This window comes from Streptomyces sp. NPDC059850, assembly GCF_042731515.1.
Taxonomy (GTDB): domain Bacteria; phylum Actinomycetota; class Actinomycetes; order Streptomycetales; family Streptomycetaceae; genus Streptomyces.
The window spans coordinates 114,773-126,217 of record NZ_JBHWJI010000024.1; the positions used below are offsets into that span (position 1 = coordinate 114,773).

Here is an 11,445-nt window from a genome sequence, read left to right on the forward strand (position 1 = left end):
CGCCTGCCCGCCCCGGCGGCTCCTGCCCGGGGGCCGGGGGGTTCCCCCGGTTTCGGGAAGGGGCGGGGTAGGGGAAGAACCGGCCCGCACCCACCACCACACCGCGACACGAGAAGGCGCAACCCCATGACCCCCGAGCTGACGTCCCTGCGATCGCCGCGCGTCACCGCGGCCAGACGGCTCGCCAAGCGCAGCTTCCGCGGCAAGGAGCGCCGCTTCATCGTGGAGGGCCCGCAGGCCGTCCGCGAGGCCATCGCGCACCTGGTCGAGGTGTACGCGACCCCCGAGGCGGCGGACCGCCACACCGCCATCGTGGAGGCCGCCCACGCCGCCCGCATCCCGGTCCTGACCGCCTCCGACGAGGTGATCGCGGAGATGTCCGACACGGTCACCCCCCAGGGCATCGTCGGCCTCTGCCGCTTCCTGGACTCGCCGTTCGAGGAGATCCTGCGGGCCCGCCCCCGCCTGGTCGCCGTGCTGGCGAACGTCCGCGACCCGGGCAACGCCGGAACCGTGCTGCGGTGCGCGGACGCCGCCGGGGCGGACGCCGTCGTGTTCACGGACGCCTCCGTGGACCCGTACAACCCCAAGGCGGTGCGCGCCTCCGTGGGCTCGCTCTTCCACCTCCCGGTGGCCACCGGCGTCCCCGTCGAGCAGGCCGTCGACGGCCTCCGCACGGCCGGGGCGCGGGTGCTCGCGGCGGACGGCGCGGGGGAGCGCGATCTGGACGAGGAGCTGGACGACGAGCGGCTCGGCGCGCCCACCGCCTGGATCTTCGGCAACGAGGCCTGGGGCCTCCCGGAGGCTACCCGCGCACTCGCGGACGAGGTGGTGCGCGTTCCGATCCACGGCAGAGCCGAAAGCCTCAACCTCGCGACAGCCGCCGCCGTGTGCCTCTACGCCTCCGCTCGTGCGCAGCGCGCTCCCACAGGGTGCCGTTCCGTGACCGGGACCTAGTAGGGTTTGCCCCCACACGAGGCCCAGGAGGGGGTGTGGGGATGGACGTCAGGACCTCCGGCGCCGGGGCGGCCGCTGCCGATGCCCACGCGCCCGGACGGACGCTGCCGAGCCCCGGCGGAGAGCCCGGCACGGGGGCGCGCGGCGCGCACGACCCGTACGAGGCGCTGGCCGCGCTCGGCCTGCACCCGGACGACCTGCCGGACGGCCTGGTGGTCGCCGACGAGACGGGCCACGTCACCTGCTTCAACGCGGCGGCGGGCCGCATCACCGCCATCCGCCCGGCGGACGCCATCGGCCAGCGGCTGGAGCGCGCGCTCCCGTTAGAGGACCTGGACGGTAGGCGCTGGTGGGCGCTGACCGATCCGTACGGAGGGCTGGCCACCCGCGTCGGCCAGCCCGAGCGCAATCTGCTGTTGCCCGGCGGCCACGAGGTCCTGGTCTCGGCCCGTTACGTACGTGAGCGGCCGACCGGACCCGTGCGCCGCCTCGTTGTCTCTCTGCGCGGTACCGAGGCCCGGCGCCGCACCGAGCGCAGCCACGCCGAGCTGATCGCGACCGTGGCGCATGAGCTGCGGTCCCCGCTGACCTCCGTGAAAGGTTTCACGGCCACCCTGCTGGCGAAGTGGGAGCGGTTCACCGACGACCAGAAGCGGCTGATGCTGGAGACGGTCGACTCCGACGCCAACCGCGTCACCCGCCTGATCGCGGAGCTGCTGGACATCTCCCGGATCGACTCCGGCCGCCTGGAGGTGCGCCGTCAGCCGGTGGACGTCGCGGCCGCCGTGCGCCGCCATGTGCAGGCGCTCAGCGCGGCCGGGCAAACCGCCGAGCGGTTCCTGATCAAGGTGCGGGGCCCGCTGCCCGGTCTGTGGGCCGATCCGGACAAGATCGACCAGGTGCTGGGCAACCTGCTGGAAAACGCGGTGCGCCACGGCGAGGGAACCGTCACCATCGAGGTGGCCCCCGCACCGCACCGCCCGGCGGCGGACGGCCCGATCGTGGAGAGGACCGCCATCACCGTGAGCGACGAAGGCGCCGGTATCCCGGAGGAGTCGATGAGCCGCGTGTTCACCCGCTTCTGGCGGGGCAGCAAGCGCGGCGGCACCGGCCTCGGGCTCTACATCGTCAAGGGCATCGTCGAGGCGCACGGCGGGGCGATCACCGTCGGACGGGCCGCCGGGGGCGGCGCCGAGTTCCGATTTACGTTGCCCGTGGGCACCCCGGCCTATCTGGCCTGACCGTCCCCACGGGCTTCCCGCGCAACAGCGGATACCCCGCGCCCCTTAGACTCGGGCTTTGGCACCTTTGGCGTCCCTCCGCGGTCGCTCGTGGTAGCAAGCGTCGCAGCGGTCGAGTGGGGTCGCGCAGCCAGCAACGAAACACGGGAAGAGATGTCGGCACCCAATAAGTCGTACGACCCTGTCGAGGTCGAGGCACTGAAACCGGAAGAGATCGCCCGGATGCGGGACGAGGCGCTGGACGCCATCGCCGCCGCGGGGGATCTCGAAGCGCTGCGCGAGGTGAAGGTCGCCCACACCGGCGACCGCTCGCCGCTCGCCCTCGCCAACCGCGAGATCGGCGCCCTGCCGCCGCACGCCAAGGCGGACGCGGGCAAGCGCGTCGGCCAGGCCCGCGGCCAGGTGACCCAGGCCCTGAAGGCCCGGCAGGCGGAGCTGGAGGCGGAGCGCGACGCCCGGGTGCTGGTCGAGGAGGCGGTGGACGTCACACTGCCGTACGACCGCACCCCGGCCGGGGCCCGCCACCCGATCACCACGCTCTCCGAGCGCATCGAGGACGTCTTCGTGGCCATGGGCTACGAGGTGGCCGAGGGCCCGGAGGTCGAGGCGGAGTGGTTCAACTTCGACGCCCTCAACTTTCCGCCGGACCACCCGGCCCGCGAGATGCAGGACACGTTCTTCGTCCGGGGGGCCGAGAAGGACGAGCCGTCCGGGGTGGTGCTGCGTACCCACACCTCGCCGGTGCAGATCCGGTCGATGATCGAGCGGAAGCCGCCGATCTATGTGATCTGCCCGGGCCGCACGTTCCGCACGGATGAGCTGGACGCCACCCACACCCCCGTCTTCAGCCAGGTCGAGCTGCTGGCCATCGACGAGGGCCTGACCATGGCCGACCTCAAGGGCACGCTCGACCACATGGTGCGGGCGCTGTTCGGCGAGGGCATGACCACCCGGCTGCGGCCGAACTTCTTCCCGTTCACCGAGCCGTCCGCCGAGATGGACATGCGGTGCTACGTGTGCCGGGGCGAGTCCGTCGGCAACCCGGACCGCCCGTGCCGCACCTGCTCCAGCGAGGGCTGGATCGAGCTGGGCGGCTGCGGCATGGTCAACCCCCGGGTGCTCATCGCCTGCGGCGTCGACCCGGAGAAGTACAGCGGGTTCGCCTTCGGCTTCGGCATCGAGCGGATGCTGATGTTCCGGCACAACGTGGAAGACATGCGAGACATGGTCGAGGGTGACGTGCGCTTCACCCGGCCCTTCGGGATGGAGATCTGATGCGGGTCCCGCTTTCGTGGCTGCGGGAGTACGTCGACCTGCCGGCCGGTGAGACCGGCCGCGACGTGCAGGCCAAACTCGTCGCCGCAGGCCTTGAGGTCGAGACGGTCGAGCAGCTCGGCGCCGGTCTCAAGGGCCCCCTGGTGGTCGGCCAGGTGCTGGCCATCGAGGAGCTGGAGGGGTTCAAGAAGCCCATCCGCTACTGCCAGGTGGACGTGGGCCAGGCCAACGGCACGGGCGAGCAGCAGAACATCGTCTGCGGCGCCCGGAACTTCGCCGTCGGCGACAAGGTCGTCGTCGTCCTGCCCGGCGCCGAACTGCCCGGCGGTTTCGCGATCTCCGCGCGCAAGACGTACGGCAAGACCTCGCACGGCATGATCTGCTCCGGCGACGAGCTGGGCATGGGCGACGACGGCAGCGGCGGCATCATCGTGCTGCCTCCGGAGTACGAGGTCGGCACCGACGCGATCGAGCTGCTGCAGCTCGTCGACGAGGTCCTAGACATCGCGGTCACCCCCGACCGCAGCTACTGCCTGTCGATGCGCGGCATCGCCCGCGAGGCCGCCACCGCGTACGAGCTGCCGCTGCGCGACCCGGCCCTGCTGGACGTGCCCGCGCCCAACAGCCACGGCTACCCGGTCAAGGTCGCCGACCCGGTCGGCTGCGACCGCTTCACCGCCCGTACGGTCACCGGGATCGACCCCGAGGCGAACTCCCCGATCTGGCTCCAGCGGCGGCTGCAGAAGGCGGGCCTGCGGCCCGTCTCGCTCACCGTCGACATCACCAACTACGTGATGCTGGAGATCGGCCAGCCGCTGCACGCCTACGACCGCTCCCGGGTGACCGGCGCGATCGGCGTGCGCCGCGCCGAGCCGGGCGAGAAGCTCACCACCCTCGACGGCACCCAGCGCGTCCTGGACGGCGAGGACCTGGTCATCACCGACGACAGCGGGCCGATCGGCCTCGCCGGTGTCATGGGCGGCGCCAACACCGAGATCGCCGACGCCACCGAGGCGGCCCGCACCACCGAGGTCGTCATCGAGTCCGCGCACTTCGCCCAGGTCTCGATCGCCCGCACCGCCCGCCGCCACAAGCTGTCCTCCGAGGCGTCCAAGCGGTTCGAGCGCGGCGTCGACCCGGAGGCCACCTCCGCGGCCGCGCAGCGCACCGTCGACCTGCTGGTGCTGCTCGCGGGCGGCACCGCCGAGGCGGGCGTCACCGAGATCCTCTCGCCCAGCGCCCCGCACACCATCACGCTGCGCGCCGACCACCCGGACCGGGTCGCGGGTGTCGCGTACGGCCGCGAGACCGTCGTCCGGCGCCTCCAGCAGATCGGCTGCGACGTCTACGGCGCGGACGACCTCACCGTCACCGTGCCCAGCTGGCGGCCCGACCTGCGCGACCCGAACGACCTCGCCGAGGAGGTCATCCGGCTGGAGGGCTACGAGAACCTGCCCGCCACCCTGCCGCAGCCGCCCTCAGGGCGTGGGCTGACCGAGCGTCAGCGGCTGCACCGCCGGGTCGGCCGGGCGCTGGCCGGGGCCGGGTACGTCGAGGCGCTGAACTACCCGTTCATCGGCGAGGAGGTGCTGAACCAGTTCGGTCTCGCCGCCGACGACCCCCGGCGCGACCTGGTCCGTCTGGTCAACCCGCTCTCCGACGCCGAGCCCGCGCTGCGCACCACCCTGCTGCCGGGGCTGCTCGCCGCGCTGCGCCGCAACGCCGGGCGCGGTGAGCACGACCTCGCGCTCTTCGAGACCGGCCTCGTCTTCCGCGCCACCGGCGACGAGCCCCCGGCCGTCCGCCTCCCCGTCGATCACCGGCCGACGGACGAGGAGATCGCCCGGCTCGACGCCGCCCTCCCGAGCCAGCCGCGCCGCGCCGCCACCGTCCTCGCGGGCGACCGGCAGCAGGCCGGTTGGTGGGGCAACGGCACCCCGGTCAGCTGGGCCGACGCCGTCGAGGCGGGCCGCACCGTGGCCCGCGAGGCGGGCGTCGAGCTGATCGTCCGCCAGGATCAGCAGGACCCCTGGCACCCGGGCCGCTGCGCCGCGCTCCTCGCCGTCGTCGACGGCGAGGAGATCCTCGTCGGCAACGCGGGCGAGCTGCACCCGCGCGTCACCAAGGCGCTCGGCCTCCCGGAGCGCACCTGCGCGATGGAGATCGAGCTGGACCGCCTGGAGCGGGCGGGCGGCGGCGCGGTGACCTCTCCGCACGTGTCCACGTTCCCGGTGGCCACCCAGGATGTCGCCCTCGTGGTGGACGACTCGGCCGCGGCGGCCGACGTCGAGAAGGCGCTGCGGGAGGGGGCGGGCGAACTGCTCGAATCCCTGCGTCTGTTCGACGTCTTCACCGGCGAGCAGCTCGGCGAGGGCAAGAAGTCCCTGGCGTACGCGCTCCGTTTCCGCGCGCCGGACCGGACGCTGACCGCCGATGAGATCGCGGTGGCCCGCGACGCGGCGGTGGCCGTGGCTGCCGAGCGTACCGGTGCCGTGTTGCGCGGCGCCTGACGGCTCCCCCTCGAAGGGGCGCACCCCGTTTTCGGGGTGCGCCCCTTCGCGTTGCCACCTGGGGTTTCGTGCGCGGGTGCGGGCCGGTGGGTGGGTTGTGCCCACCCGTTCCGCCCCGGCGGAACGATTGCCCGCAAGTTCACCTGATCGGGTGGGAATCGGAGGGGGCTGGTCCTTTTGGCAGTCGCTGTCGTGAGAATCGTTGCGTTGGCTGGAGTGGGGGCTGCGCATGATCGGGATCGAGGTGGGCCTCGCGCTCGCGGGGGTGTGGCTGCTCTGGGCCGTCGTCTCGTACGCACATCGAGGCCGCCGGGCGCGGCTGGTCCGGGAGCTGGAGCGGGCGCGTGAAGTGGCCGCCGCCGCGCAGGGAGCGGTGCTGCGGCCGCTGCCGTCCCGGCTGGACGGGATCGAGATGGCGGGCGGCTATCTGTCGGCCAGCCGTGGCGCCTCGGTCGGCGGCGATCTGTACGAGGTGCTGGCCACCGCGCACGGCGTCCGCGCCGTCATCGGGGACGTACGCGGCCACGGCCTCGCCGCCATCGGCACCGTCGCCGCCGTGCTCGGCAGCTTCCGGGAGGCGGCCCACGAGGAGGCCGAACTCGCCGGTGTCCTGCGACGGCTGGACCGGGCGCTGCGCCGCCACCTCGGCGACGACCACGGCGAGGAATTCGTGACCGTCCTGCTGCTGGAGATCGGCCCCGGCGGCGAGGTGACCGCGCTCAACTGCGGCCACCCCTGGCCGTACCGGCTCCACGAGCAGCCCGTGGGCCCGGCGACGGCCCGGCAGACCACCCCCGGCGACGTACTGCCCCCGCTCGGCCTCTTCCCGCTCCCCGCCGAACTGCCCCTGGCGCGCTGCACCGCCCTGCGCCCCGGCGACGCGCTCGTCCTGCACACCGACGGGGCCGAGGACGCGCGCGACGCCCACGGCACGTTCTTCCCGCTGCGCCACGCCCTCGGCGAGGCCGCGGGCAGCGGCCCCATCATCCCCGCGGCGGTCGTGGCGGCGGTGCGGGCGGCGGTGCTGCGGCATACCGGCGGGCGGCTCGCCGACGACATCGCCCTGGTGGCGCTGCGCAACGACCGCTGCCCGCTGCCCGCGAGCTTCACACCCCGTGTGAAAGGGACTTCACTACGCTCATAGGCGCAGAGTCCACCGGGGAGGGCGACATGGAGCCCAACACACTGCTCGATTCCGTACTCGACGAGGCCGGAATCTCCCACGCCGGGCTGGCCGCGCACATCAACGAGGCGGGCCGGGCCAGGGGCATGAAGCTGCGGTACGAACACACCGCGGTGGCCCGCTGGCTGAAGGGGCAGCGGCCGCGCGGCCAAGTGCCGGACCTCATCTGCGAGGTGCTCGGCGAGCGGCTGCACCGCGCCCTCACCCTGGACGACATCGGCCTCGGCACCCCCGGCACCCCGCGCGCCCCCGCCACCTCGCTCTCCGGTTTCGTCGAGCGCGCCACCGCGCTGTGGCGCTCCGACGAACAGCAGCGCCCGCACGTCATAGGAGCCGCCGCGGTCACCGGCACGCCCGCCGTGATCCCGGTGTGGGAATGGGAGAACCCGCCCGAGGACTCCGACGTCTCCCGCCACGGCCTCACGCGCGTGTCCATGACCGACGTCGAGATGCTGCGCGCCGCCCGCGCCCACTACGAGCAGATGTACCGCAAGGCGGGCGGCATCGCGACCAGAACCCGCGTCGTCGGCTTCCTCAACTCCGAGACCGCGCCCCTGCTGCGCGGCGCCTACGCCGACGACATGGGCCGCCAGCTGCACCGGGCGACCGGCGGACTCGTCGCCATCGCCGGGATCTGCGCGTACGACTCCAACGCCCACGGCCTCGCCCAGCGCTACTTCCACCAGGCGCTGCGGCTCGCCAAGGCCAGCGGGGACCGGGGGCTCGGCGCGTACGTGATAGCGCTGCTCGTCACCCAGTCCCTGTTCATGAAGGAGTACCGGCAGGCCGTCGCGTTCGCCGAATCGGCCCTGCGCGCCGCCGGTTCCCAGATCACCCCGGCGCTGGCCGCCGACCTGTACGCGATGCAGGCCAAGTCGTACGCACGGCTCGGCGACGGCCACAGCGCCCTGGCCTGCATCCGCCGCGCCGAGACCGCGGCCGACCGCATCAGACCCGGCCAGGAGCCGGACGAGACCGGCTATGTGCAGCCGGGCCTGGTCAACATCCAGGTCGCGGAGGCCCTGCTGAGCCTCGGCGACCTCGGCGCCGCCCGGGAACACGCCACCGCCGCGGTCGGCACACCCGCCCACGACCGGGGGCGGGTGCACCGGCTCGCCATGCTCACCCACATCGAACTGCGCCAGGGAGACGCGGACCGGGCGGGCGCCACGGCCGTCGAGATGACCGAACGGGCCCGTGGGATGGAATCCCAGCGGTTACGCGACCGGCTCCGCGCGGTACGCGAGCACCTGGCTTCCAGCGACTGCGCCGCGACGTCCGAGGCCGCGGAACTCATCGACGGGGCCCTGCGCGTTCCGTTCTGACCGTGGCCGCCACCGCGGCCCGAATAGGGGCCGCGCCCTCGTCAGCGGGTGGCCGAGGATTGCCATCTCTCCGACGGAAGGTGGCCTACCAGTGCGATGGAAGAATCTCACGGAGCAGACCGTGTACGAGAACCGATGGTTCCGGGTCAACCTCGCTGACGTCAGACTCCCCGACGGCCGTCATCTGGACCACTATCTGATCCGGCTGCGTCCGGTGGCCGTGGCGACGGTCGTGAACGAGGCGAACGAAGTACTGCTGCTGTGGCGGCACCGTTTCATCACCGACGCCTGGGGCTGGGAACTGGCCGCGGGCGTCGTCGAGGACGGTGAGGACATCGAGGGCGCGGCGGCGCGCGAGATGGAGGAGGAGACGGGCTGGCGCCCCGGCCCGCTGCGCCATCTGCTCTCCGTAGAGCCGTCCAACGGGCTCACCGACGCCCGGCACCACATCTACTGGGCCGAGGACGCCGAGTACGTCGGCCCCCCGGAGGACGACTTCGAGTCGGACCGCCGCGAATGGGTTCCGCTCAAGCTGGTGCCCGACCTGGTCGCGCGCGGTGAGGTGCCCGCGGCGAACATGGCGGCTGCCCTGCTGCTGCTCCACCACATCCGCCTGGGCTGAACCCCACCGCGCGGGCCACGGCAGGCGTCGGGGCGCTCGTACGAACGCGACTAGCGCCCCGCCGCCTGCCACACCGTCAGCGCCAGCGCGGATACCCCCGTCAGAGCGGCGATGGAGGGCAGCGGCCAGCGTCCGTGCTCCAAGGTGCGCACGCGCCCGCCCAGTTGGTTCAGCTCCTCCTCCGACTGCTCTCCGCGGTGGTCGTGCAGGATGAGCCGGCCGTCGACGCGGGCGAAGCCCACTTCGACGCTCCGGCGGAGTTCCGCGAGCTCCACGGCTAACGCGGTCTGCTCGGGCTCGGTGGTCACGGGTTTGCTCCCCTTCCGGATGTACGTCCGTGCTGCACTGTTCACGCTCCGAGTCAATCGCATCACCAAGGGGTGCGGGAGCGTGTGTGGGGATTGTGTGTGAGTCACCGGCGCACACCCCGTGCGAACAGCGCCGTGCACCCGGCGGCGACAGCTTCCTGTGCCGTGCCGCGGCCAGAGTGGCGCGACGGCCCCCGGGTAGCTCTGGGGGAGGAGAGGGGCCGGGCAACCGAGGGAAGTGGTCGCATGATCGCCGCTCCGATGTGGGACTTCGCCGACCAGGGAGCGCGGCAGTTCGCCGCGCTCGGTCTGGCACTACTCCTGTCCACCCTGATCGGCCTGGAGCGGGCCGTACTGCAGAAGAGCGCCGGGCTGCGCACCCACACCCTGGTGGGCGTGGGCAGCGCGCTGTTCATGCAGGTGTCCCAGTACGGCTTCGGCGATGTGCTGAGCCGCGAACACGTCGACCTGGACCCCTCGCGGGTGGCCGCGCAGATGGTCTCGGGCATCGGCTTCATCGGCGGCGGCCTGATCTTCGTCCGGCGGGACGCGGTCCGCGGTCTGACCACCGCCGCGACTATCTGGCTGACCTGCGCGGTCGGCATGGCCTGCGGCGGCGGCCTGCCCCTGCTGGCCACCGCCGCCACCGCGGTCCACTTCCTGGTGGCGCGCGGCTATCCGCTGGTCACCCGCCATATGCCCGCGATCCTGTCGGCCGAGCAGCGGGAGCTGCAGCTGTCCTACCGGGTCGGCGGCGGACTGCTGCCCCGCGTCCTGGAGTTGTGCACGGCCGCCGGTTTCCGGGTGCTGCGGGTACGGGTGAACCGGGCGCCCTGGAAGGGCCGGGACCGGCTGACCCGCAGCGTCCGCGCGGAAGGGGAGGAGGCCAGACCGGGTGAAACGGACATCGTCGAGGTGCTGATCACCCTTGAGGGCAGAGCCGACGTCCTGCGCCTGGTCGGCCAGATCACCGAACTACAGGGCGTACTCACCGCCGACGCGGGCGCCGAACTGGACACCGCGGAATGAGTACGCCCGGGGATGGGCTGCGGAGCAGCCACGGTGGTCAGAGGGCGTGTGGAGATGGTGATGCGGGTCGGAAAGCCGGGTGCCACGGGTAGTCCACAGGACGGCCCCATTCCCCGGCTGGGTTTCCATCCGCCGCGTCAGCGGGTGCCCGGCTTCGAGATCATCGACCTGAGCACGCTGTCCGGGCACGCTCCTGTGGGTGCGCCCGGGCCAGGTGCAGCGCTATGTCCGGCCGGGCACCACCAACGGCACGCACCTGCTGTTCACCCCGTCCTTCCTGCCCCTCTTCAGCGGTGCCGACCGCCTGCTCGACCCGTGGTACGGCCCGGTGTGCCGACAGCTCGGCACGAGCGCCGACCACGCCGTCCTGTTGCACCTCGACCGGCTGCCACACCATGACGGGGACGGGGACTCGCGCGCCGGTGGGGAGGTGTACGCCCGGTTCCGCGCGGAGCTGGAACGCTCCTTCGCCACCACCCGCCGCGCGGCCGACTACGCCGACCGCCTCGGCTACACCGTCAAGACCCTCAGCCGGGCCTGTACGGCCGCGACGGGGCAGTCCGTCAAACACGTCATCGACGAGCGCGTCGTACTGGAGGCCAGACGGCTTCTCGCGCACACCGACGAGCCGGTGGCGCCGTCGTCCACATCGCCGCGTTCGCGCTGGACCCCGGCACCTCGATGATGGAGTGGATGGGCGGCGGCTTCCCGCCCACCTGGACCCACTCGCCCGACGGCCTGGCCGTCAAGGCAGGCGACGCGGAGGAGTCCATCTTCAGCGGTGTCGACCCCGCCCTGGCCGCGCAGGCCGCCCACAGCGCCCGCGTCCCCTCCGGCCACTCACCCCACCTGTCCCACCCCGACGAGGTGGCCGCCGTCCTCACCGAAGCGGCCGCCCGCGCCCGTACCAACGGCTGACCATGTATATTATACACATCTCCGAGCCGAGGAATGGCGCACCCGTGAGACGGCGTAGGAGAGAAGCGATACCTGTG

11 protein-coding genes are annotated in these 11,445 nt (G+C 72.7%); 10 read left to right on the plus strand and 1 reads right to left on the minus strand.

Annotated elements, in window-relative coordinates; genetic code table 11:
- Positions 1-126 precede the first annotated feature (126 nt).
- The 7 genes from ACFV9T_RS21570 (at position 127) to ACFV9T_RS21600 (ending at position 9,113) form a co-directional block, all read left to right on the plus strand.
- A complete protein-coding gene (locus ACFV9T_RS21570; protein WP_385442686.1) occupies positions 127-957 on the plus strand; it encodes a TrmH family RNA methyltransferase in 831 nt (276 codons plus the stop codon).
- Positions 958-998: 41 nt separating this feature from the next.
- Positions 999-2,198 (plus strand): ATP-binding protein, encoded by a 1,200-nt coding sequence (locus tag ACFV9T_RS21575; protein WP_385442687.1) that lies wholly within the window; start codon positions 999-1,001, stop codon positions 2,196-2,198.
- Between the two features lie 153 nt (positions 2,199-2,351).
- Positions 2,352-3,473, plus strand: coding sequence for a phenylalanine--tRNA ligase subunit alpha (gene pheS, locus ACFV9T_RS21580; RefSeq protein WP_385442689.1), 1,122 nt, complete (start codon positions 2,352-2,354; stop codon positions 3,471-3,473).
- Positions 3,473-5,983, plus strand: a complete 2,511-nt coding sequence (gene pheT, locus ACFV9T_RS21585; RefSeq protein WP_385442692.1) for a phenylalanine--tRNA ligase subunit beta — start codon at positions 3,473-3,475, stop codon at positions 5,981-5,983. Before pheS ends, pheT begins: the two co-directional genes overlap by 1 nt.
- Positions 5,984-6,212: 229 nt before the next feature.
- On the plus strand, positions 6,213-7,127 hold the full coding sequence (locus tag ACFV9T_RS21590; protein ID WP_385442694.1) for a PP2C family protein-serine/threonine phosphatase: 915 nt from the start codon (positions 6,213-6,215) through the stop codon (positions 7,125-7,127).
- A 26-nt stretch (positions 7,128-7,153) separates the two neighbouring features.
- Complete coding sequence (locus ACFV9T_RS21595) at positions 7,154-8,491, plus strand: transcriptional regulator (protein WP_385442697.1); 1,338 nt, start codon at positions 7,154-7,156, stop codon at positions 8,489-8,491.
- Positions 8,492-8,582: 91 nt separating this feature from the next.
- The gene (locus ACFV9T_RS21600; RefSeq protein ID WP_385442699.1) at positions 8,583-9,113 is read left to right on the plus strand and encodes an NUDIX hydrolase; all 531 of its coding nucleotides are present in this window, start codon (positions 8,583-8,585) and stop codon (positions 9,111-9,113) included.
- A gap of 50 nt (positions 9,114-9,163) precedes the next feature.
- Here ACFV9T_RS21600 and ACFV9T_RS21605 read toward each other — a convergent pair whose 3' ends face one another.
- The gene (locus ACFV9T_RS21605; protein ID WP_385442702.1) at positions 9,164-9,421 is read right to left on the minus strand and encodes a hypothetical protein; all 258 of its coding nucleotides are present in this window, start codon (positions 9,419-9,421) and stop codon (positions 9,164-9,166) included.
- Between the two features lie 246 nt (positions 9,422-9,667).
- On the opposite strand from ACFV9T_RS21605, the gene ACFV9T_RS21610 reads away from it, so the two are divergent.
- The 3 genes from ACFV9T_RS21610 (at position 9,668) to ACFV9T_RS21620 (ending at position 11,368) form a co-directional block, all read left to right on the plus strand.
- Positions 9,668-10,450, plus strand: a complete 783-nt coding sequence (locus ACFV9T_RS21610; RefSeq protein ID WP_385442704.1) for an MgtC/SapB family protein — start codon at positions 9,668-9,670, stop codon at positions 10,448-10,450.
- A 199-nt stretch (positions 10,451-10,649) separates the two neighbouring features.
- Positions 10,650-11,135 carry a helix-turn-helix domain-containing protein gene (locus ACFV9T_RS21615; RefSeq protein WP_385442707.1) on the plus strand — a complete coding sequence of 162 codons (486 nt, stop codon included), beginning with the start codon at positions 10,650-10,652 and terminating at the stop codon, positions 11,133-11,135.
- An 8-nt stretch (positions 11,136-11,143) separates the two neighbouring features.
- Positions 11,144-11,368, plus strand: coding sequence for a hypothetical protein (locus ACFV9T_RS21620; RefSeq protein ID WP_385442710.1), 225 nt, complete (start codon positions 11,144-11,146; stop codon positions 11,366-11,368).
- Positions 11,369-11,445: the final 77 nt, after the last annotated feature.